The organism is Brachyspira sp., assembly GCF_029258575.1.
Classification (GTDB): domain Bacteria; phylum Spirochaetota; class Brachyspiria; order Brachyspirales; family Brachyspiraceae; genus Brachyspira.
In genome coordinates, this window is record NZ_JARHYI010000128.1 from 1 (window position 1) to 25098 (window position 25098).

Genomic DNA, 25098 nt, shown 5'->3' on the forward strand with positions numbered 1-25098 from the left:
TTTTTCTGTTGTGTATTATACTGTTTCATAGATATTCCTTTTTGTTTTTTTTAGCAATTTAAATTATAAGGAATATCTCATTTTTTTTAAACTAAAAGTGTGCAATATCTATGGAACTTAAACAATAGAAATAATTTCTTTTACTTGATAAAAAATAGATTAATATTTATAATATACAAAAAATAAAAGGAGTAATATTATGTCTACACCTCATATATCTGCAAACAAAGGCGATATCGCTGAAACTATACTTTTACCAGGAGATCCTTTGAGAGCAAAATTTATAGCCGAAAATTTTTTGGAGAATGCAGTTCAATATAATTCAGTTAGAAATATGTTAGGTTTTACAGGTACCTATAAAGGTAAGAGAGTTTCTGTTCAGGGTACTGGTATGGGTATGCCGTCTTGCAGTATTTACTCCTATGAGCTTATACATTTTTATGGATGTAAAAATGTAATACGCATTGGTACAGCTGGTGCTTTATCCGATAAACTTAATATTGGAGATTTGGTTATAGGAATGGGGGCTTGCACTGATTCTAATTATGCATCTCAGTATGAACTTCCTGGTACTTATGCACCTATAGCTAGTTATGAACTTTTAAGAAAAGCTGTTGAGAAGTCTGATGAAATGAAGATAAATTATCATGTTGGTAATATAGTTTCATCTGATTTATTTTATAGTGCTAATAATTCTTCTATGAAATGGGCTAAAATGGGAGTTTTGGCTGTTGAGATGGAAGCTGCTGCTTTGTATATGAATGCTGCTTATGCTGGAGTTAATGCACTTTGTATTCTTACTATTTCAGATTCTTTGGTTACAGGTAAGTCCACTACATCAGAAGAAAGAGAAAAAACTTTTACTAATATGATGGAAGTTGCATTATCTTTAATTTAATCATTGAAAATTTATAAAAATAATAATAAACTCTTGACTTTTTTATTAATTTGTATATAATTGATTACTATGAAAGGTATTATTGTTTCTAATAATTTCAAAAGTATTCATACTTGTTACTTCTTTTATTATGGCGTTTAAGACGCCAGAGTATCTATTTTTTTTATTAATAAATATATATTTAAATTTTTTCATTTATTGCAATATGATATTTAATCAAGTTAGCTTTAATGAAATCAATGACATTATAAAAAATTAAAAGTATTATATAAATTATAAAATTTTATTTAAAGGAGAATTATATTATGATAGTTGTAATGAAACAAAATGCAAAAGAAGAATATATAAATAATATTACAGACAGACTTAAAGAAGCAGGACTTGGCATACATAAGAGTGTAGGTATAGACTATACTATAATAGGAATGGTTGGGGATACTTCTAAAATAGATAGAGAATTAATATCATCTTTACCAGGTGTATCTAAAGTACTAAAAGTTCAGGAGCCTTTTAAAAGAGTAAATAGAGCATTCAAAAAAGAAGATACTATAGTTGATGTAAGCGGAGTGAAAATTGGTGAAGGAAAGCCTATTATAATAGCTGGTCCTTGTTCAGTTGAAAGTGAAGAACAGGTTATTAATATAGCCAAAAGTGTAAAAGCTTCAGGAGCTTCGATACTTAGAGGAGGAGCTTTCAAACCTAGAACTTCTCCTTATGCTTTTCAGGGATTAGCTTTGGACGGATTAAAGATATTAAAGCTTGCTAAAGAAGAGGTTGGTATTCCTATTGTAAGTGAAATTGTTTCTATAAGGCATTTGGAGGAATTTGATAATACTGTTGATATGATTCAGATAGGTGCTAGAAATATTCAGAATTTTGAACTTTTAAAAGAGGTTGGAAAATTGAGAAAACCTGTATTATTAAAGAGAGGATTATCAAGTACAATAGAAGAATGGCTTATGAGTGCAGAATATATACTTAATCAAGGTAATGATAATGTAGTATTATGTGAGAGAGGTATAAGAACTTTTGAAACTTATACTAGAAATACATTTGATGTTTCTGCTATACCTGCTATAAAGCGTTTGAGTCATTTGCCAGTTATAGGAGATCCTTCTCATGCCAGCGGTAAATCTTGGATGGTATTACCTCTTACTTTATCAGCTATTTCTGCAGGTGCTGATGGTATGATTATAGAAGTGCATAATGATCCTGAGCATGCTTTATGTGATGGAGCTCAGTCTATAAAGCCTGATGTATTTGCTGATATTATGCAGTCTATAAATATGATATCTGATACTGTTTCTAAAATAAAAGAAAAACATAATGGAAAATTTTATACTAAATAATTAATTAAGATATGAATAGAAAAGAATCTGTTCATATCTTAATTAGATAAAACATTATATTTTTTATAAATAATAAGTCATAAATAAATTAATTAGAATTAAAATAAATAAAGTAAGTTTGAAAGCTTCCGATAATTTTGAAGTATAAATTTTAGTATCGCAAGGAGGCGTCAAAATTATGGGAGTCAAAAAGCATCTATTTTTATTGCTAGTATTGTTAGCTTTAAATAGTATATATGCATTTGCGAATCAAAATATTATAAAAGTGCAGTTAACAGATGTAAAAGCACCATATACTATCAATATTAAAGGTCCTTATAAGGCATATAATTATAAATATGAAAGTGAAATTATATCAGCATTAACTAATGAAACTGTAAAGGTAGTAGAAAACAGATTGGGACTAAAAGTAAATGATGTTGGTGTTTATAAAGAAGGAATAGTTTTTGAAACAGAACAGGGATTTACTTTGAATGGAGTAGAATATTACGGATCTTTAATGTTTATTCCATATAATGACACTATGATAGTAGTTAATGAATTAAATATTGAAGATTATGTAAAAGGAGTACTTCCTCATGAAATGTCTCCTGATTGGCCTATAGAAGCATTAAAAGCTCAGGCTGTAGCAGCTAGAACTTATGCTATGTATCATATACTAAAAAATGCCAATAATCTTCCTTTCGATGTTGATAATACAACTAAATATCAAGTTTATAATGGAAAAGAAAAGATGAATTGGTCTGTAGAGCAGGCTGTTGATAGAACTAGATATGAGATAGCTGTTTATAAAGGCAAAGTTATAGCTACATATTTCAGTGCATTATGTGGAGGTCATACTGATAGTGCTAAAAATGTATTTGGTGTTGCTGTTCCTTATTTGGATGGAGTTTCTTGCCCTTATTGTAATGCTCAAATCAAACCTTGGACTAATACTTTAAGTTATAATGAACTTAATAGTGACTTAGCAAATTATTCTGTACATGCCACTGAAAGCTCTTCTATTGGTATAAGTACAGATCCTAAATCAGGTAAAGCTACTAATATAAAAATTGATGATAGTGATATTACTTCAAGAGATTTTAGAAGTACGCTTTCTCCTAAAATAGTACCTTCTCTTAATTTTACTATAAAAAAAGTTGATAATGGTATCATAATCACTGGTAAAGGAAGTGGTCATGGAGTAGGCATGTGTCAGTGGGGTGCTTATGGTATGGCACAAGTAAAAAAAGATTATAAAGAAATATTAAAGTTCTATTATGATGGTATTGATATTGTTGATTATAATAGAGTGAATAAACAATTTGAACCAGATGTTTGGGGAAATTGATTATAGAGTATTTTAAAAATATTGGCTTATATTGATTATTCAGTATAAGCCTTTTTTATTGATAAATTTTAAATTATTTTTTTTGTTAAATTATATAAAAATTTCAATGATTTTATATTTTTTTCATAAGGGGGATATTTAGTACTAATTTCAAAACCATATCCTTTATTTAATATAGTGGTCTCTTTTGAAAAACATTTGAAGCTATCATAACCATGGTACTGTCCTATTCCACTGTTTCCTATTCCTCCAAAAGGTGCATTTGGATTTAATATTTGACTTATAGTATCATTAACTGCACAAGAGCCGTAACTAATTTTTTCTATGAAATAATAATTGAATGATATATCTTCAGAAAAAATATACATAGCAAGAGGAGTATGACATATTTTATTAATTATTTCCCTAGCTTCTTCTTTTGTTTTATAATATATAATTGGGAAAATACTTCCGAATATTTCATCTTTAATAACATTAGTTTCCAAATTGTTAGGCTCTAATATTGTTATTGATATAGATAAATTATTATCATCGTATTCTCCTCCATAAATAATTTTGCCGTCATTTAAATATGATTTCAATCTGTTATAATGATTTTCATTTATTATTCTATGGAGTTTTCTTTCTTTATTAAATATTTCCATTTCTTTTTTGAATGCAGTTAAAAATTTATCTTTTAAATCTTCTCTAAGTAATATATAATCAGGAGATATACATGTTTGTCCTGAATTCAAAAATTTTCCCCATATAATTCTTTTTACAGCTTTATTAAAATTATTTCCATTTATATCATCTATTATTGCAGGAGATTTTCCTCCAAGCTCTAAAGTTACTGATGTTAAAAAGTCTGCAGCATTTGCCATTATAATTTTTCCTACTCTAGGAGAACCTGTAAAGAATATTTTATCATATTCTATTTTTGTTGTACTTTCAGGATGTATGGTCTTATCTATAACGGCAATATATTCCTCATCAAATGTATTTTTTATAGAATCGTATATTACATCATAAATAGAAGGAGTTAATTGAGAAGGTGCTATTATAGCAGTGTTTCCAGCCCCTATAGCTCCTATAAGAGGAAGAAAAGTTAATTGTACTGGATAGTTCCAAGGAAAAATTATGAGTGATACTCCAAAAGGTTTATTTATAATCATAGTTTTAGCATCAATAGTGATCATATTCTTTTTTACTTTTTTATGATGCATCCATCTTTTTAATTTTTTTATAAATAGATTAATCTCTTCAAATACCATATAAAACTCTGAAGCTATGCATTCAAATTCACATTTCTGCATATCTTTATATAGAGCATCTATAAAATCTTTTTCATATTTTATCATCATTGATTTTAATTTTTTTAATTGTTCTATTCTGAAATTATATGATAATGTTTTTGAAGTTTGGAAGAACTGTTTTTGTTTATCTCTCAACTGTATTAAATCCATTTCTCATCCTTAATTTTTGTTTATAAAATAAAATCAAAATTTTTTAATATTATAAGTTTATATTATAAATGATTTTTGTCATCAATAGTATAAAATTTATTTGCAAAAAATGAAAAAAATAATAAAATAATTCTCACTATATAAAAACTATTTTGGGTTTATGTTAAATGAAAAATAATATTTTTAATTTTTTTAATAAAAGAGTTTTAATTCTAGCTTTTTCTTTTGAAGTTATAGTGATTATTATGACATCTATATTAGGTGCTCAGGATATATCACTTAAGAAAAATATTATATCTAAAAATAAAATTAATTATGGAACTGCTTTAGAACTTCATAATAGAGAAAAATATTTAGAGGCTTATAATCAATTTACAAATATAATCAATACAGAAGAAGATATCCTTATAAGAGATTATGCTATATATTATGCTGCCAAGAGTGCTTTCTATACCAATATGTATAATGAAGCTATAGATTTATATTCTTTACTTATGCAGGAATATCCAAGATCCTCACTTTATCCTTATGCTGAACAGTATATGGCACTTGCTGAGTTTTATAGAGATGATTATCCTATCAGTAATTTTTTTAATGGCAATAAACAGAAATGGATTAAGGAATTTGTTGGAATAAGGGCATTAAGAAATACAGATGATATTAATAAGGGTAAGATGATAGCTTATGAACTTTTAAAACAATTTGGATCAGGAGAGGCTGCCATATATTATTATAATAATTTTGAAGATGAAATTGATTCTTTTTCTAATGATCTAAAATTTAAAATTGCATCTATACTTTATGAATCAGGATATAGAAAAGTATCTTTGAAATATTTTGAAAATTTATATAGTAATAATTTTAATAAATCGAATTCTTTGTACTATATGGCTAGAATAAATCAGCAGGCTGGAAATATAACTGAAGCAGCTTCTTTATTTGATGAATATTTGTCAAATACTAATAATAAAACTCATAGGAGATTAGGACTTTACTATTCGGCTATTAATTATAATAGATTGAAAGATTATGATAAATCTATAAAATTATATAATACTTTTATAAGAGAATACCCTAAAGATAGCTATGTACCAAGAATTTATAATAATTTTGTTAATGTGAGTTTAAATAAAAATAATTTAGTTCAGGCTAAAACTTATCTTACTAATGTTATGAAAAAATTTCCTAAGAGCTGGCAGACTGAACTTGCTTTAAAAGCATATTTAAGAAAATCTTTTAAATTAAGAAATAAAACTGAAACATATTTTGCTACAAGGGCTTTAGAAGATAGATATCCTTCTTTTAGAAATGATTTTGCATTATCTTGGAATATGTGGACTGCTCAGGAATTTGGTGATAATGACATGAGAGATGAGTATTTGATGAAAACATTACTTACAAGTAAAAGTCATTATTTTGTGAAAGGTGCTTTGAGTCTTGCAAGTAGTGAAATGATATCAAATATAGGTGTTAGTAATAATTTTTATTTGAATGAAGCTAAAAGATATTATGCTGATTCTAATTTTACTAAATCTATAGAAATGCTTAATAAGATACAATTTTTGAATTATATATCTACAGGAAAAGAAGATAATATAACTAAAGAGGCTAGGTCTATTGCTAAAAATATTTTTATGAAAAATAGATTTGTAAAGGATATGTATTCTAATAGAGATGAAAATGATTTATTTAATGAATTATCTCTTCAAACTAGAAAAGAAGTTAATAAGGCTATAGTTTTATATTATTATGGTGATTATGATAATGCATATACCGAATTTAATAAAATATTTCAAAAGACTCAGGTAACTTATCCTTTATTTTATTTTGCCGAAAAAATATTTAAAGATTCGGGGAATACTAAAAAACTTTTTCAAATATCTGTAAATATAGGAAAATATTTCGGATATCCTTATAATGATAATGTGGATTTACTTCCTGATGAATTAAGAAAACGAGTATACCCTAGATATTTTGATGAATATGTTGTTCCAGAAGCCAAGTATTATAAAATAGAGCCTGCTTTTGTATATGCTATAATGCGTGAAGAGAGTATATTTGATCCTAAAGCTAGGTCTTGGGTTGGTGCTATGGGACTTATGCAGCTTATGCCTACTACAGCAGCAGCAGAAAATAAAAAGGCTAGATACAGATATGATCCTTTAGATTTAACAGATCCTAAACAGAATATTAATATAGGTGTTTCTCATTTAAGCTGGTTATTCAGCAGTCAAAATGCTAGTAATTATATACTTGTTGCAGCAAGCTATAATGCTGGTTCAGGACGTGGAAAAAGATGGAAGGCTGAATATGGCACCAATAATATGTATCGTACTGGAAGATTTATTGATATTGAAGAAACTGAATATTATGTAGAGAGAGTTATAAAGAGTTATGAATATTACAGCAAATATTATAAAGATTAATACCTCTACAATCAATTTGAAATCATTTATTTAAAAAATTATAGAGTAGATATTATCTAATACCCTGCATCGTATATGAGATGGAAAGTAAATCAATCATCAAATTTCTGTCCTATAAGTTGACCGTCAGAAGATATATAAAGCTCCATCATATTATTAAGCTTTATTTCATATGTACCCCATTTCTTTTCAGCACTTATAATGACGGTTTGCGGATATGTCTTTCTTATAGTATTGGCAACATTGGGAGGAAAAGCATTATATGGTATTCCAATATATTCTGCTTCTATTTCCTTCCAATTACCATTTCCTAAAAATTCTATCTTTATACCATTTGAAAGTTCAACTTCAAATTCTCCACCTTCTCTTTCCACATACCATATTTGGGCATCTGGAAATGTTTGAAATATAAATTGTCTGGCATTTTCGGGCAGTGCTTCTGGAGATACTACCCAATCTGCTAATAAATTGCTGGAAGAGATTATTATAATTGTTAATATAATTTTCAGTATTTTCATAAACAATCTCCTCCTATTTATATTATAATTATATCATATTCATTATTTTATGTCAATATTTTTTACAAGAATTTTACTTCTTATTTACAAGGTTGTTGGTTTTTTATTATTATTTACAGTTATAGTATATATAATACTTAAGTAAAAAAAATAGTCCCAATATGTAATTTTAGGGACCATTTTTTATTTTATATATTGTACTTATTATTTTTTTTTATATATAAGAAACTGCTTATGATAGATAAAATTATAAATATAATCCAGCAAATTATTGTGCTGTATACATATTTCATTGAAGGCGTGAATTCAAATACTATATTATTATCTCCAGCTTCAACATAAACACCTCTGAATAATAAATTTGCATTTAATAATTCTTTTTTATCTCCATTTACAGTCACAGACCAATCACTATTATAACGTTCCTTTGATACTAGAATTCCTGGCACTGGAGTTTTTATATTAAATACTATTTTATTATCACTTTCTTCTAAAAGCTCAGCACTATAAATTAAATTACTATTATTTAAAGTGATATTATTATTTGAATTATTTAATAATACAACCTCATTACCCAAATTAAAATTAGGCATAGTTAATCTTCCAATTCCATCGTTGAAATCTACTGCATTATAAGCATTATTAACAAATTCATATCTATTTCTATAACCTTTTAATTCATATAAAACAGCAGCAGAAAATTGATCCTGATACTCTGTGATTTTTGTAATATCATTTGAAATTATAGACTGATCCAAATATGTAGGACTTAAAATATATCTCACTCCAAGCAAATCCATAAGTCTAGGCTGATAACCTACATAATCATTTATTCTGAATGCAGAAAATACATCTGTAACATCTTTTGATAATCTACTTGCTGCAGGAGGTTCTGTTAATGGTATTTTATAGTAGGGCATTGTGTGTGTAGTGTATCTATATAAATAAGGTATCAATATAGGCATTGTTGTTTCATTATCTTTTTTATTTAATATATGATCAACTATAGGAGTTGAATTATACATTTCATTATAATTAGATTTTACTACAAACATATTTCCACTTTGAGTTAAATCTAAAAATAATACAGCTATAAACATATAAGGCAGATATTTATAAAATAGATTTTCTTTATTAACAATAATAATATATAAAAATATTATAATACTTCCTAGTATAAGAAATCCTATATGTACTAAATCGTATACAGAAAATAATATAAATCCTATTAATGGAACTATCACAAGGAATTTATCTTTAATAGTTATTTCCTTTAATGAAATGGCATTATTGATTAATAACAGTACAGATGATGACATTAAAGCTAATCTAACAAAAGACATAAAAATATTTTTAGCTATAAGTGCGGCATTTTTTTCTTTCCAATCAGCAAGAAAACTATTGTATATCATTCCATTAGTAATTATAGTTATTAATCCTAACACTATAGATGCTATAACTATTATATACATTATTTTTTGAGCTATATTTATATATTTATAATCATCTTCAAAATATTTAAGGAGGTTATCCTCTTTTTTGGCTTCCAATGCTTTGAATATATAATCTGCAGCAAATGATGAAAGTATTGCAAAAGGTATAGGTATAATCTCTATAAATTTATTTGGATTTCTTGCATCTCTGAATATTGGTATTTGAAATAAGGCTCCGTATATAACAGGAAAATATCTTCCAAAACTAGCTATTAAGAAGAATAAAGCAGCTACAATCCAGAAATATTTTTCAGCATATTTTTTTCTGCTTATTAATATAGCAAATATAATAAATATAAATGTCATATAACCGATATTAGAAGAAGTTAGAGAGAAATTTGAAGTTTTAGGTTCTCCAGGCATATTAGCTATTCTTCCCCAATAAGGATGTGTTTGACTTCCAGAATAATAACCGAAAAATCCGGGCATAAAGAATCCCAATACTTCTTCAGGCGGATAAGACCATCTTGTTGCCCATTCCCATAATTGCTTTTTATCTGTAACACCTGCTGCTCCCATATCCTGAGTGTTTTTTGTTACCATTATTATTTGTATAGACATTAAGAATGAAAATACTGCAACTAATGCAAATTTTATACATAAAAGAATTATTTTTTTAATATCTGTTTTTATGAAGTCTGATAATTTTTTATCATTTTTCTTATTATATAGAAGATATAAAAAATAACATGATAAAAATAAAGCAAAGTACATAGCAACATCTAAAGCACCACCCAAAAATGCTATGCCTAAAAAAGCACCTGTAAAAAAGAAATGAATACATTTTTCACTGTTCATAGCTTTTGATAGGAAGAATAATGCCAAAGGGAAGTAAGAGTAAGTTTCAAATTTACCCAAGTGTCCGGGAAGTATTAATGTTATAATGGCATTAGAGAACATCAAAGCAACTGCTCCGAACATAGATGCTTTTATTGATAATTTCTTTTCTCTTAAAAATAAAAATAATCCGTATCCCATTATAGTAATATGGAATATTATACTTACTTGAGGATATATATCATTAGGAAATAATAATATAAGTAAAGATTTCGGGTGAATAGGTACAGTTGAGGAAGAGGCTATTGTAAAATATGCATTATTCCAAAAATATAAATTACCATTTAGTATTGCATCTTTAATATTTTTTATATCCCAAAGAATAACATCTCCCATTTGAAGATAAGAGAAAGTTAAATTGCTGTAGAAAAATAGTATAGAAAGCAATGCAAATATGATAGGGTATATTATTTCTTTATTTAATGATTTCATTATTTTATTTTCCTTATTCTTAATTAAACTAATTTAATAATGTTATTTATAATAAAAAAATTTAGATATTAAATAATATATAAAAGATAATGTATTGTCAAGGATTTTTATGTCAAAATATTTATTTGAGGATAAGCTTATAAAAAAGTATTAACTTAAATATTTAAGCTAATACCTTTGAATTTATTATTATTTTGTTATTGTGAAATATTTAAGTATCCCAAATATCTCTTCTTTTAGCTATATCCAAATCAGTATCTCTAATATATACATAATAATATTTCCATTTGAATAAAATTTATATTTAGATACTCATATATTTTTCTATCCATTCCTGATTTTTCTCTTGTTCAGTAGGTATTGTTTCTTCGTATTGTTGTTTTCTTGTTATGCACTGTTTCCATTATTTTCGTTACTAGAATTAATATTATTGTAAATTGGGGCTGTTTTTTCAGCATTAGAACATGATATGCTACTATTAATATAATTATAAAAAATACAATGATTTTCTGATAAAAAACTTAAATAAATATAAAATATATGATTTATTATAAAACTATATAATTTTTTTAGAAAATATTACTAAATATAGTATTGTAAAAAATAATATTTGTACTATAATATTTCAAATATTTTTTATATTATTTTGAATTTTTAAGGGAGTTTTTACTTTATGAAGGATAAAACTTTTTTGATGATACCTGGACCCACACCAATACCTGAATCTGCATTAATAGAAATGGGTAAACACCCTATGGCACATAGAAGTAAGGAATTTTCAAATATATTAAAAGAAGTGCATGAAAATTTAAAATATGTGTTTCAAACTAAGAGAGATGTATTTTTATTTACTGCAAGCGGAACAGGGGCTATGTGTGCTGCTTTAGAAAATCTCATTAATGAAGGCGATAAGGTATTATGTTTATCAATTGGTAATTTTGGTGCAAGATGGGTAAAGATTGCTGCTTCGAGGGGAGCTATTGTTACCAAGATAGAAGTTGATGCTGGGCAGGTAATAAAGCCTGAAATGCTTGAAGAAGCTTTAAATAAAGATAAAGACATAAAAATAGTAACTCTCACTCATAGCGAAACTTCAACAGGTGCTGCTAATGATATAAAAACTTTATGTTCTATTATAAAAAAACATGGTGCTGTATCTGTGATTGATGGTATAACAAGTTTATGTGCTATGGAGTTTAAAACTGATGAATGGAATATTGATGTTGCTATATCTGGTTCTCAAAAAGGTTTTATGGTTGCTCCAGGGCTTTCATTTTTAACAGCAAGCGAAGATGCTTTCAAAATGCATGAAAAATGTAAATACCCTAGCTTTTATTTTAATTGGACAGAGTATAAAAAATCATTAGCTAAAGATACTACTCCTTTTACCCCTGCAGTTAATCTTATTACTTCACTTTATATTGCTTTGAATATGATAAAAGAAGAAGGTATTGAAAATGTTAATAAAAGACATAAAAAACTCTCTCTTGCTTTAAGAAATGCTGTTAGAACTATTGGTTTAAAACTTTTGGTAGAAGATGATAATAATGCAAGCCATGCCATCACTTCAATACTTCCTCCAGACGGTATAAGTGTACCTGATATAAGAAAAACTTTGAAAGATGATTATGATATAATAGTAGCTAATGGACAGGGAAATTTAGAGAATAAAATATTTAGAATAGGTACACTTGGATATGTATGTGAAAGAGATTTAATAATGGCTATGGGAGCTTTGGAGGCTAGTCTTTTGAAATTGAGATATAAATTTGAGTTAGGAAGTGGAGTTAAAAAATTGATAGAAGAATTAAATAAATAGTTTTTATTCTAATATAATTTTTTATTTTTTATAATAGAAAATATAAGAAATAGAATATTTATTTATTATAGAATAAATTAATTACTATTACTTTCTTCTTGATATAAATATATCAATAATAAAGCTATAAAAAATCTGCCTCGATATTTGCTAATACAGACAAAGTCATTATTGATGGAGTTATATTTTTTTGGATATAAGAAGAATAAGGAGATAAAATGAAAGTTTTAATAACTGATAAAATAAATGAATGCGTGAAAGATATAATATTAGATGTATCTGAAGCAGTATTTCTTCCTACTATGAACGAAGATGAACTTGTCAAAGTTATAGGAGAATATGATGCTTTAATGGTAAGAAGCCAAACTAAAGTTACAAGAAAAATTATAGAAGCAGGAAATAATTTAAAAATAATAGGACGTGCTGGGGTAGGAGTAGATAATATAGATGTTGAGTCTGCTACAGAAAAAGGTATAATAGTTGTCAATTCTCCTGACGGAAATACTATTGCTGCATCAGAGCATACTATTGCTTTAATGCTTGCCGTATCAAGAAATATAGTACCTGCTGCAGTATCTACAAAAGAAATTCAATGGAATAGGGATAAATACACAGGAAATGAACTATTCGGTAAAACTTTAGGTGTTATGGGTTTTGGAAGAATAGGGAGAAAGGTTGTGCATATTGCTTTGGCTATAGGAATGAAAGTATTTGTTTATGATCCTTTTGCTTCTGAAGATGTAGTTAATAAAACTGGTGCCATTTATGACACTTCTTTAGATAATTTTTTGCCTAAACTTGATTATTTATCACTTCATATACCTAAAACTCCTGAAACTAATAATATTATAAATAAAGATAATTTATGCAAAATGAAAAATACTGCTATAATTATAAATTGTTCAAGAGGTGGACTTGTTAATGAAGAAGATTTAAAAAATGCATTGGATAACGGAGTGATAGCTGCTGCTGCTGTTGATGTTTTTGTAAATGAACCTAAAATAGAAACTTGTCCTTTAACAGAATATAAAAAAGATAATTTGATAATTACTCCTCATCTCGGAGCAAGTACAAAAGAAGCTCAGATAAATGTTGCTTTAGATGTTGCTAAACAGATAAAATTGGTATTGTCTGGAGGCTATACTGAATCAGCAGTTAATATACCTTCTCTTAATCCTGAAAAATTAGAGCCTGTTAAAGATTATATGAAGATAGCTGAAAATGCAGGAGAGATGATAATGCAGCTTGCAAATGGTAAAATAAAATCTCTTGAAATAACAGTTCAGGGAGATTTAATTAATTTAGATATTCAGCCTCTCGAAGTAGCTATATTGAAAGGTGCATTATCCTATATGTTCCAAGATGTTAATTATGTTAATGCTCCTTATCTTGCAAAGCAAAGAGGAATAGAAGTAAAAACTATAAAATCAGAAGTACCTTCTACTTTCACAGGAATATTAAAAGTAAAATTAATAACTGATAAAGATACAACCAGTGTATCAGTATCATTGATAGCAAAAAATATTGCTAGAATAGTGAAACTTAATGATTATGATGTAATAATAAAACCTCAGTCTCATATATTAGTTGTACCTCATATAAATCAGCCTGCAATGATAGCTAAAGTTGCAACTGTGCTTTCAGGAGATGGAATTAATATAGGTTCAATGAGTGTATCAGAAAATATTAAGGGAAGTAATATGTCTATAATGGCTATTAATGTTGATAGAGGTATAGGAAATGATGTTATAACAAAAATATCTAATATAGACGGAGTTCATGAACCTAAATATGTAAGACTTACAGCGGAATATACTTTATAATTAAAGTCATAAAAGGATAAATAAAATGAAATTAGCAGTTTTTGATTTTGATTCTACTTTAATGGATGGAGAAACTCTTGATATTATTGCAAAAGAAACCAATTTTTCAAAAAAGATTTCTGAAATTACAGCTAGAGGAATGAGAGGGGAGTTAGATTTTTTTGAAACTCTTCAAATGAGAGTATCCTTACTTAAAGGAATAAAATTAGAAACTGTTAATGAAATTTGTAATTCTCTTCCTATAATGAGTGGGGCTAAAGAAACAATTGAAGAGCTTCATAAAAAAGGATATAAATGCGTATGCTTTTCAGGCGGATTTAAAAATGCTACTGTAGCATTTGCTGAAAAACTTAATTTGGATGCTGAGTTTTCAAATATATTTCATGTCAAAGATAATATACTTACAGGGCATGTAGGCGGTGAAATGATGTTTTCTGATAGTAAAGGCAATATGCTTTTTACATTGCAGAAACTTTTAAATATTTCTTATGATGATACTTTAGTTGTAGGAGATGGAGCAAATGATTTGAGTATGTTTAAATATGCTAAAAATAGAGTAGCATTTTGTGCTAAAGAAATACTAAAAAAAGAAGCAAGTATTATAATAGATAAAAAAGATTTAAGACTTATATTAGATAATTTAGATATATAGATTATTAATGATAATAAAAGAATTAAAAGGAGCTTTATATAAAATAAAACCCCTTATTAAAATATTAATTATCTTTTATCCATACTTACAAAATCCTGAGGCTCTATAACATTTTTATATGCAGGTCTTATTATTCTTCTATCATCAAAATTAAGTTCTTCTATTCTATGAGCACACCATCCTACTATTCTTGACATAGCAAATAAAGGAGTATAAATCTCTTTAGGTATTCCAAGCATATCATATATAAATCCAGAATAAAGATCAACATTAGCACAAACTCTTTTTTTATCACCTTTCACTTTGAGAATACATTCAACAGCTCTTTCTTCTATAAGCTCTAAAAATTGAAGTTCGCATTCTTTTTTCTTTTCTTTAGCAAGCTGACGTGCCAAATCTTTTAATATTACAGCTCTAGGATCTGATAAAGTATAAACAGCATGTCCCATACCATAAATTAATCCACTATTATCATAAGATTCTTTATTCAGCATTTTTATTAAATAATCATCAATTTCATTTTTATCTTCCCAATTGTCTATTACTTCTTTTAAATGAATAAACATATCCATTACCTTTGCATTAGCACCACCATGTAAATCTCCTTTAAGAGAACCAATACCAGCAGAAATACTTGAATATGTATCAGTTCTTGATGAGCTTGTAACTCTCACTGTAAATGTTGAATTATTACCGCCACCATGATCAGCATGAAGTATTAAAATCAAGTCTAACATTCTAGCCTCTAAAGGGGTGAATTCTTGTTTTAACATATATAAGAAATTTTCAGCTATAGAATATTTAGCTTTAGGAAGTGTTATATTTAAATATTTTTGATTAACACTATATTTATACATATTATAAGCATAAGCAATAACAGCAGGAAATCTTGCTATTAATTGTATAGACTGAAGCATCAAATTATCTAATGATAAATCTTCAGGATTAGGATCATGAATATACATTTCAAGTACACTTCTTGATAGTATATTCATAATATTTTGCCCCTCTAAATCTATTATATTCATAATAGTTTTTTTATCCAAATACATATTTTCAGATATAAGCTCTTTAAAAGAATTTAATCTCTCTTCATCAGGAAGTTTACCAGAAAGAAGAAGATAACAAACCTCTTCATATCCAAATCTATTATTTTTTAATATATCATCTGCTATATCATCTATACTGTATCCCCTATAATATAATTTACCGTCTATAGGATATACATTTCCATTTTCATCTTTTTCATATCCAACTACATCTCCTACATTTGTAAGTCCTACAAGTACCCCAGTTCCATCTTCATTTCTAAGTCCCTTTTTCACATTATATTTTTGAAAAAGTTCGCTATCAATTTTTATACGCTTACTAGAATGATCGTATAGTTTATAAAGTAGATATTCTTTTTTCACAATAAAATCCTTTAAAAATTATTTTAATTTATAAAATATAATGTATATTTTTCTAAATTATATTAGAGAAATAATTTTTTCTCCAAACTCTTTAGTACCAAGTGCAGTACCATTGTCCATAAAGCTTGCCAAATCTTCAGTAGCATATCCATTTTCAAATGATTTTTCTAAAGCATTTATTATCAATTGAGCAGCTTCATTCATATTGAGATATTCCAATGCCATAACAGAAGATAATATTAATGAACAAGGATTAGCCTGATTTTTTCCTGCTATATCAGGTGCTGTTCCATGAGTTGCTTCAAAAATAGCATGTCCAGTTCTATAATTTATATTTCCTCCGGGTGCTATTCCTATTCCTCCAACCATAGCAGCAAGCTGATCTGATATATAATCACCATTCAAATTTAATGTTGCTATTACGGAATAATCTTCAGGCTTTAATAATGTATTTTGTAAGAATGCATCTGCTATATTATCTTTTATTATAATTTTTCCATTTTCTTTAGCTTCTTTTAATTTTGCTTTAGCCTTATCTTCTCCGAACTCTTTTTTTATTTCAGTATATTCTTCCATAGTAAAAGTTTTATCAGCAAATTCTTTTCTTGCAAGTTCATATCCGTATTTTTTGAATCCACCTTCAGTAAATTTCATTATATTTCCCTTATGCACCAAAGTAACAGAAGGAAGTTTATTTTCTATAGCATATTCAATTGCAGAGGCTATTAATCTTTTAGAACCTTCTTCAGATACAGGCTTTACTCCGAAAGATGAAGTTTTTGGGAATCTTACTTTATTTACCCCCATTTCATTTTTTAGAAAATTATAGAATTTTTTAGCTTCTTCAGTTCCTGTTTTCCATTCTATGCCTGCATATATATCTTCAGTATTTTCTCTGAATATCACCATATTAACTTTATTAGGCTCTTTAATAGGGGAGGAAGTTCCTTTAAACCATCGAACAGGTCTTAAGCAAACATATAAATCCAAAGTCTGACGAAGAGCAACATTAAGAGAACGCATACCTTCACCAACAGGAGTAGTTAGAGGTCCCTTTATACCTATTAAATATTCCTGAAAAATTTTAATAGTTTCATCGGGGAGTGGAGTTCCTAATTTTTTTTGTGCCTTATCTCCAGCAAGGACTTCAAGCCATTCAATAAACTTTTCTCCATTATATGCTTTATTTACAGCTTCATTAACAACCATTTGAGAAACTGGTGTAATTTCAGCACCAACTCCATCACCTTTTATAAAAGGTATTGTAACTTTATTTGGTATTATTAATTTACCATTTTTCATTTCTATTTTACTCATAATAACTCCTATTGTTATATGTTCACTTCGTCTTATTGATAATAAAAATTGTTTATTATTTTTATAATGTTAAAGCGAATATATTTATAATTAATTTTTCATTAGAGTGTTTAAAGCCCCTCCATTTTTAAACCATTCAATTTGTGCTTCATTATATGTATGTACAGCCTCAAATCTATCTTCTTTTCCATTTTCATGAATTACTATAATTGTAAGATTTTGTTTAGGACTGAAATTATCAAGCCCCAATATAGTTATTTTATCTTTTTCCTCTATCTTATAATAGTCATTTTTATCTTTAAATGTTATAGCTAGCATTCCTTGTTTTTTAAGATTTGTTTCATGTATCCTTGCAAAACTTTTAGCTAATACTGCTTTTACATTTAAAAATCTAGGCTCCATTGCAGCATGTTCTCTACTTGAACCTTCTCCGTAATTTTCTTCAGCTATTACTATAGAAGATATATTTTTATTTTTATATTCTTTTGCTGTTTTTGAAACTTCTTCATAATTATTATTTAATTGATTGAATACACTATTAGTTTTATCATTAAAGAAATTAACAGCACCCATTAACATATTGTCTGAAATATTTTCTAAATGTCCTCTAAATTTTAACCAAGGTCCAGCCATTGATATATGATCTGTTGTACATTTACCTTTAACTTTTATTAAGAGAGGCATATTATTAAAATTATCGATATTAAATTTATCGAAAGGTTTTAATAATTGAAGACGCTTAGAATCTTTATCTATTATTATTTGAACATTACTGTCTGGATTAGTTTGTATTTTTTTATTTTCTACATTTAATCCGTTTTTAGGTAAAGCTATTCCAAGAGGTGCATCGAGTTTAACTTCTTTACCTTCTTCATTTATAAGAGTATCTTTGAGTGGATTGAATCTTAAATCCCCTTCTATACTCAAAGCCATAACAGTTTCTGGAGAAGCTACAAATGCATGAGTATTAGGATTACCATCTGCTCTTTTAGCAAAATTTCTATTGAAAGATGTTACTATTGAATTTGCTCTTGTATTATCAGATTCTTCTCTATTCCATTGTCCTATACAAGGTCCGCATGCATTAGTCATAATAGTAGCACCTATTTTTTTGAAGTCGTCTATTATACCGTCCCTTAAAGCGGCATTATAAGAAGCTTCAGAACCCGGATTAATTATTATTTTTGATTTTACTTTTAATTTTTTATCTATAACTTGTCTAGCTATAGAAGCTGCCTTACTTAAATCATGATAAGAAGAATTTGTGCATGAACCTATGAGTCCTACTTCCATAGCTGTAGGATATTTATTTTCTTCAACTTTTTTAGCAAACTCGCTTATAGTACAGGCAGCATCAGGTGTAAATGGTCCGTTTAAGTATGGTTCTAATTCGGACAAATTAATTTCTATTATTTTATCATAATATTTTTCAGGATTTTTATATACTTCATCATCAGCCTTTAAATTATCAATATTTTTATCAGCAAGCTCAGTAATTTCTTTTCTTCCTGTAGAAATTAAATATTCTTTTATATTATTATCATAAGGGAATATTGAAGTAGTGGCTCCAACTTCAGCTCCCATATTACAAATAGAAGCTTTTCCAGCAGCGGATAGAGTAGAAGCACCTTCTCCAAAATATTCTATAATAGAGTTAGTTCCTCCTTTTACAGTAAGAAGTCCTGCTAATTTTAATATAACATCTTTTGCACTAGCCCAGCCATTTAAAGAACCTGTTAATTTTACTCCTATTATATTAGGTATTTTTAATTCCCATTCCATGCCAGTCATAACATCAACTGCATCAGCACCTCCTACACCTATAGCAAGCATTCCAAGTCCCCCAGCATTAGGAGTATGTGAGTCTGTACCTATCATCATTCCGCCTGGAAATGCATAATTTTCTAATACTATTTGATGTATTATTCCTGAACCTGCCTCCCAAAAACCTAATCCATATTTCTTAGCAACACTTTCCAAAAAATTATAAACTTCTTTATTTATACTGAGGGCATTTTTCAAATCTTCCTCAGCACCTTTACATGCTTCTATTAAATGATCGCAATGTATTGTAGCTGGCACTGCTGAAGAAGTTTTTCCTGCATTCATAAATTGCAGTAATGCCATTTGAGCTGTAGCGTCCTGCATTGCAACTCTGTCTGGTCTAAAATCTGCATAGTCTTCTGATCTTTTGAAATTTTGTATATTATCTTCATTATATAAATGCAAATATAAAATTTTTTCTGATAATGTTAATGCTCTATTTAATTTTGTCTTTATGATATTTATTTTATTAGAATAATTTTCATAAAACTTTTTTATCATTTCTATATCATATACTTCCATATTATAACCATCCCTAAATAAATATTGATATGTAGTATTACTATATAACAATATTAGTTTTTTATCAATAGTTTTATATTTTTTATTTTTAGGGTTATAATATTTATTTTTTATTATTTACATGTGAAAATATTTATTAAATATCAATTGTTTATTTACAAAAGTTAAATTTTCTTATATAGTTATTATTATTACTATTATTTAAGGTTTCTTATGTTTTCTATTATAGAAGAGTTTAAAAAATTTATTATGCGTGGGAATATATTGGATATGACCGTAGGTATAGTAGTGGGGGGCATCATTTACAAGGATAATTAATTCTTTTGTACAGGATATATTAATGCCTCCTATAGGTTTAATATTAAGCGGTATAGATTTTTCTAATATATTTATAGTTATTAAAAAGGGTATAGAAAATGCAGGACATTATCATTCTATTGAAGCTGCTAAGAGTGCTGGTGCTATAGTGATCAGTATTGGTGTTTTCATTAATACTATAATAAGTTTTTTAATTACATCCATATCAATATTTATAATCATAAAAATATTTAATAAAATACAGGAAAAAATTATAAAAAAAGATAATGATGAAAAAGGAAAAAAAGAAAAGAATTGTCCATATTGCTGTTCCACAATTAGTATAAATGCTATTAAATGTCCTAATTGTACATCCGATTTGACAATTAAATAATATATTTTACACACTGATAGCATTACTATATGTAATATTTTTATGATTTCATAGTAAAAAAATGTGATAGCTATTTACATATTAATTTTTTTGTATATATTATATAATATAAAATATATTATTAATTTAGGAGAGATGGATGGAAAAAAAGTTTAAACTTGGACTTGTTCCTAGACTAATTATTGGAATTTTACTTGGTATATTTTTTGGACAGCATTTTATACCTGAAGTAATATCCAGAATCATTGTTACAGCATCTGGAATATTCAGTTCATATTTAAAATTTGTAATACCTTTGATGATAGTTTCTTATGTATCTATGGGTATAGCAGATTTAAGAGAAGGCTCTGGATTTTTATTGCTTGTAACTTGTCTTTTAGCTTATGGATCTACTTTGATAGCTGGTTCAGCTTCATTTTTGGTATCTTTTAATTTATTTCCTAGCTTTATGAGTGCTGATGATATACAAAGAATAGCAGCGGCAGCTGGAAATTCAGTTACTCCTTATTTATCAATAAGTGTTACACCACTTTTAGATACTTTGGCAGCTGTTTTATTTGCATTCATAATAGGACTTGGAATATCTTCTATGAGAGGTAAAGAAATAGGAGATTATCTATATCATGTTTTCAAAGAATTATCAACTATAATAGATAAAGTGTTAAGAGTATCTATAATTCCTCTTTTGCCTTTATATATATGTGGTACTTTTGTAGATATGACTAGATCTGGAAAAACTTTTGTTATATTAGGTATATTATGGAAAGTATTCATAGTTGTAATCATTATGCATTTATTATATTTATTTATAGTTTTTTTAGTATCAGGTTCAATTGGAAAGAAAAATCCTTTTATGCTTATGAAAAATCAAATAGCAGGATATGCTACAGCTTTAGGTACTCAATCATCAGCTGCCACTATACCTGTTAATTTACAATGTGCAGAAAAAGATGGAATATCTGAGCAAATAAGAAATTTTGTTGTTCCTCTTTGTGCTAATATTCATATGGCTGGTTCTATGATAACAATTACGGCATGTGCTACAGCAGTATGTTTAATGAATAAAATTCCTATAACTTATAGTAGTATACTTCCATTTATTGCTATGCTTGGTATTGCTATGATAGCTTCGCCTGGTGCTCCTGGAGGTTCTATAATGACAGCTTTACCATTCCTTTATATGGTTGGTCTTGGTGGTCCTGACAGCCCTTTAAGTGCAATAATGGTTGCTTTATATATAACTCAAGATTCTTTCGGTACAGCTTGTAATGTATCTGGAGATAATGCTTTGGGTGTTATAATTGATACAATCTATAAGAAAAAAGTTGTAAAGACTGAAGCATAATTTTAATAAGCTGTCTGTTAATTAATTTTAATAGGCAGCTTTTAATCATTAATTCATATTCAAATCTATAACGATGTCTATTTCTGTAATTGAGCAGTTTAATCTCTTGGCTATTTCTTCTTTATTTAATCCCTCTTTGTAAAGCCTAATTATATCATCGTTTTTATTATTACCTTTAATTGAGTTTTCTAATGGTTCATTTACCAATGCTATAGTTTTATCTTCTATAGGTTTATCATATATTGCCATATTAGTTTTTATTGTTTTATCTAATTTGCTTCTTAATTTTTCTATAACTTCTTTTCTTGCCTCATCATCTATGGCTTTTACGGCAGTATCTATATTATTTTTTTTAGGTTTAGATTTTATTTCTTCTCTATTAGTTTTAGTTTCGGTATTTTTTTCTTCTTTATCTTTCTCTTCTTTTTTATTCGACTTTACACTATTATCATCAACTCTTATATCTAATTTTTTATTTTCATTTTGAATATTTTCATTTTCTTTGATATCATCATTTTTCTCAATAATAACTTCTATCTGTTCATTTTTTTGATTTTTATTTTCTTTTTCATTAATCGTTTCTTTAAGATTTTTATTACTTTTATCTTGAAAACCATTTAATTCTTTAATTAATCTATTTGCTCTTACTATAGAGTCTTCCAATATTGATATTCTAGATAATGCTATATTGTTAAATTCTTTAACTAAAGCTTCTATTTCTTCTCTAGCTTTAGTCATAGTTTCTTTTTCTAATCTATCTCTAGCTTTTGAAACTATATAAATATAAAAAAGCGGTAGGGTAACTGCTAATATAACTATATTGATCATTACACTTATTAAAATTTGCATAGTAAAATAGTAAAATTGATAGTAAATTATCCTAAAAGATCTATTCTTGAGCCTTTAGTCTGTTCCGTTGCTGAAACCTCTTCTATCTCTACAATATTACTCACTTCCTCATTATCAATATTTTCTGCCATTTTCTTTTTGTTTTTCTTTCTATATGACATATAGCCTTGATCTTTAGGTCTTTGCTTATCTTTTTTTTCTTTTACTCTAGTTTCATCAGAAATATTTTCGGATTTTACAACAGTTGAATCTTTTATATAAGAATCCCTATGTATATCTCTATCTTCTGATTGCATAGCTATAGTTTTAGCAGCCATTTTGGTATGTTCCATACGCCCTATATGAGATTGCTGCATATATAATTGTTGCAAGTCTAAAGGTGCTATAGGCATTTTTTTAATCTCCGTATAATATGCCTTAAATTTATATCCTATATATTTAATATATACTTTTTTACTATTATTTCAAGTAAAAAAATAAATATATACATTATATATAACAATTTTTAGTATTTTTAATAAAATTATTGTTACTATTTTTTATAAATAGAATATGCATAACATATAATAGCACTTGCAGCAGATACATTTAAAGAATCGAAATCATTTACTGAGTTTATAATAATACTTCCGTCAGAATTTTTCTTTAAAATCTCTCTCACTCCGCTATGTTCATTTCCCAATATAATTGCAGTAGGGGAATTGAATTTAAAATTTTCTATAGGTGTTTCACCTTTTTCACTAGCGTAATATATCCAAAATCCTTTATCTTTCATTAAATCAATGACTCTACTCAAATTAGTTTCTATAGAAATAGGAAGATGATAAGCAGCACCAGCTGAAATTTCATAAACCTTTTCATTAATAGGAGCTGAATTATCTTTAGGGATTATAATACCTGCAGCATCAAAAAAATAAGCATTTCTAATAATAGCTCCTAAATTATGAACATCAGTTATAGAATCCAATATAAATATTAATGGATTTTCATTTTTATCTAATGCTTTTTCCATAAAACTATCTATACCTATTTCAGCATTTTCTTTTATATCAGCAGCTATTGAATATATCTTACCTATGATTTTTTCCATTTCATTTTTATCTACATTTTTTATATTTACTTTATTTTTTTCAGCTAATTTAAGAATTTCCTTTTCTCTTTTTGAAATTGGAAATTTTACATATAAAGTTTGAACTAAATCTTTTGAAATGGCTTCAACTATTGAATTTTTACTTGTTATGAACATTATTTATTTTCCTAAATTTTTATTAAAAAATTATTAATTTAATATTATTTGATTTTATCATATAAAGCATCTATCTTATCCTTATATGCTTCCATAACATTAGCTCTTTTTATTTTTAAAGACTGAGTTAAAAGCCTATTTTCTATAGTAAACTCTTCATCTGTAATTATGATTTTTGCTATAGATTCATATGGTCTAAATCCATTTTTATAGTTGATAAGATTATCCAAGTCATCTCTTATTAATTTATAAACTTCTTTTGAAGATGCTAGAGTTTTTTCATCATAAGAAATTTTATGTTTATCAAAATAATCTTTTATATTATCTTTATTTATTACTACAATAGCTCCAGTAGCAGATTTGTCCTGACCTACAAGCATAATTTGTGAAATATAAGATGATTCCATTGCTTTATTTTCTATAGGCTGAGGCTCCACATTTTCACCTGTAAGAAGTACTATAGTTTCTTTAGCTCTTCCAGTTAGAACTATTTCACCTTGCTGAGTATATGTTCCTAAATCTCCAGAATTAAAGTAATCATTAATTTTAGCCTGTTCGGTTAATTGAGGATCTTTATAATATTCTTTAAATACATTAGGACCTTTTATATAACAAACTCCCATAACTCCTTCTTTGCAAACATTTCCATCTTTATCTCTAACTTCTATTTTTACTTCAGGTATTGGACTTCCGCATGTTCCTCTATAATTTTTATAAGGAGATCTTAATGTAACAACTGGAGAAGTTTCTGTTATTCCCCATCCTACAATCAAATTAATGCCTACAGCTTCAACAAAATCTTCTATATACATAGGTAAAGCACCGCCTCCTGATATTGTAAGACGCATTTTACCTCCAGTTAATTCCTGT

Annotated in this window: 18 protein-coding genes and 1 pseudogene; 9 read left to right on the top strand and 10 right to left on the bottom strand. The window is 27.3% G+C overall.

All coding sequences use genetic code 11. From position 1 onward, the window contains the following. Positions 1 to 199: 199 nt before the first annotated feature. The 3 genes from deoD (at position 200) to Q1J76_RS09970 (ending at position 3577) form a co-directional block, all read left to right on the top strand. A complete protein-coding gene (gene deoD, locus Q1J76_RS09960; protein WP_300369922.1) occupies positions 200 to 898 on the top strand; it encodes a purine-nucleoside phosphorylase in 699 nt (232 codons plus the stop codon). 305 nt (positions 899 to 1203) lie between these two features. Next, on the top strand, positions 1204 to 2247 hold the full coding sequence (aroF, locus tag Q1J76_RS09965) for a 3-deoxy-7-phosphoheptulonate synthase (protein WP_300369923.1): 1044 nt from the start codon (positions 1204 to 1206) through the stop codon (positions 2245 to 2247). Positions 2248 to 2425: 178 nt separating this feature from the next. Then, positions 2426 to 3577: a SpoIID/LytB domain-containing protein gene (locus tag Q1J76_RS09970; protein ID WP_300369924.1), complete on the top strand. Its 1152-nt coding sequence runs from the start codon at positions 2426 to 2428 to the stop codon at positions 3575 to 3577. A 68-nt stretch (positions 3578 to 3645) separates the two neighbouring features. On the opposite strand, the gene Q1J76_RS09975 is transcribed toward Q1J76_RS09970, so the two are convergent. Further along, on the bottom strand, positions 3646 to 5022 hold the full coding sequence (locus tag Q1J76_RS09975) for an aldehyde dehydrogenase family protein (RefSeq protein ID WP_300369925.1): 1377 nt from the start codon (positions 5020 to 5022) through the stop codon (positions 3646 to 3648). A gap of 167 nt (positions 5023 to 5189) precedes the next feature. On the opposite strand from Q1J76_RS09975, the gene Q1J76_RS09980 reads away from it, so the two are divergent. Continuing rightward, positions 5190 to 7448 carry a lytic transglycosylase domain-containing protein gene (locus Q1J76_RS09980; protein WP_300369926.1) on the top strand — a complete coding sequence of 753 codons (2259 nt, stop codon included), beginning with the start codon at positions 5190 to 5192 and terminating at the stop codon, positions 7446 to 7448. A gap of 92 nt (positions 7449 to 7540) precedes the next feature. On the opposite strand, the gene Q1J76_RS09985 is transcribed toward Q1J76_RS09980, so the two are convergent. Further along, positions 7541 to 7966 (bottom strand): PepSY-like domain-containing protein, encoded by a 426-nt coding sequence (locus tag Q1J76_RS09985; RefSeq protein WP_300369927.1) that lies wholly within the window; start codon positions 7964 to 7966, stop codon positions 7541 to 7543. 188 nt (positions 7967 to 8154) lie between these two features. Further along, the gene (locus Q1J76_RS09990) at positions 8155 to 10728 is read right to left on the bottom strand and encodes a hypothetical protein (RefSeq protein WP_300369928.1); all 2574 of its coding nucleotides are present in this window, start codon (positions 10726 to 10728) and stop codon (positions 8155 to 8157) included. A 673-nt stretch (positions 10729 to 11401) separates the two neighbouring features. On the opposite strand from Q1J76_RS09990, the gene Q1J76_RS09995 reads away from it, so the two are divergent. The 3 genes from Q1J76_RS09995 (at position 11402) to serB (ending at position 15022) form a co-directional block, all read left to right on the top strand. Continuing rightward, complete coding sequence (locus Q1J76_RS09995; protein WP_300369929.1) at positions 11402 to 12547, top strand: pyridoxal-phosphate-dependent aminotransferase family protein; 1146 nt, start codon at positions 11402 to 11404, stop codon at positions 12545 to 12547. Between the two features lie 218 nt (positions 12548 to 12765). Next, on the top strand, positions 12766 to 14370 hold the full coding sequence (serA, locus tag Q1J76_RS10000) for a phosphoglycerate dehydrogenase (RefSeq protein WP_300369930.1): 1605 nt from the start codon (positions 12766 to 12768) through the stop codon (positions 14368 to 14370). Between the two features lie 25 nt (positions 14371 to 14395). After that, entirely contained in the window at positions 14396 to 15022 is a 627-nt protein-coding gene (serB, locus tag Q1J76_RS10005; protein ID WP_300369931.1) for a phosphoserine phosphatase SerB, read from the top strand. A 68-nt stretch (positions 15023 to 15090) separates the two neighbouring features. On the opposite strand, the gene Q1J76_RS10010 is transcribed toward serB, so the two are convergent. The 3 genes from Q1J76_RS10010 to Q1J76_RS10020 form a co-directional block, all read right to left on the bottom strand. Then, positions 15091 to 16434, bottom strand: coding sequence for a citrate/2-methylcitrate synthase (locus tag Q1J76_RS10010; RefSeq protein ID WP_300369932.1), 1344 nt, complete (start codon positions 16432 to 16434; stop codon positions 15091 to 15093). 57 nt (positions 16435 to 16491) lie between these two features. Then, positions 16492 to 17763, bottom strand: a complete 1272-nt coding sequence (gene icd / locus Q1J76_RS10015) for an NADP-dependent isocitrate dehydrogenase (protein ID WP_300369939.1) — start codon at positions 17761 to 17763, stop codon at positions 16492 to 16494. 78 nt (positions 17764 to 17841) lie between these two features. Next, on the bottom strand, positions 17842 to 20097 hold the full coding sequence (locus tag Q1J76_RS10020; protein WP_300369933.1) for an aconitate hydratase: 2256 nt from the start codon (positions 20095 to 20097) through the stop codon (positions 17842 to 17844). 222 nt (positions 20098 to 20319) lie between these two features. On the opposite strand from Q1J76_RS10020, the pseudogene mscL reads away from it, so the two are divergent. Next, positions 20320 to 20788 (top strand): annotated as a pseudogene (gene mscL / locus Q1J76_RS10025) (large conductance mechanosensitive channel protein MscL). Between the two features lie 139 nt (positions 20789 to 20927). Then, entirely contained in the window at positions 20928 to 22133 is a 1206-nt protein-coding gene (locus Q1J76_RS10030; protein ID WP_300369934.1) for a dicarboxylate/amino acid:cation symporter, read from the top strand. Between the two features lie 48 nt (positions 22134 to 22181). Here Q1J76_RS10030 and Q1J76_RS10035 read toward each other — a convergent pair whose 3' ends face one another. From Q1J76_RS10035 to Q1J76_RS10050, 4 genes are all read right to left on the bottom strand, one after another. Continuing rightward, a complete protein-coding gene (locus Q1J76_RS10035) occupies positions 22182 to 22982 on the bottom strand; it encodes a hypothetical protein (protein WP_300369935.1) in 801 nt (266 codons plus the stop codon). 26 nt (positions 22983 to 23008) lie between these two features. Next, positions 23009 to 23374: a hypothetical protein gene (locus Q1J76_RS10040; protein WP_300369936.1), complete on the bottom strand. Its 366-nt coding sequence runs from the start codon at positions 23372 to 23374 to the stop codon at positions 23009 to 23011. Between the two features lie 140 nt (positions 23375 to 23514). Then, positions 23515 to 24228 (bottom strand): 23S rRNA (guanosine(2251)-2'-O)-methyltransferase RlmB, encoded by a 714-nt coding sequence (gene rlmB, locus Q1J76_RS10045; protein WP_300369937.1) that lies wholly within the window; start codon positions 24226 to 24228, stop codon positions 23515 to 23517. Positions 24229 to 24272: 44 nt separating this feature from the next. After that, positions 24273 to 25098: AMP-binding protein (locus Q1J76_RS10050; RefSeq protein WP_300369938.1), on the bottom strand; the 826-nt coding region annotated here is incomplete at its 5' end.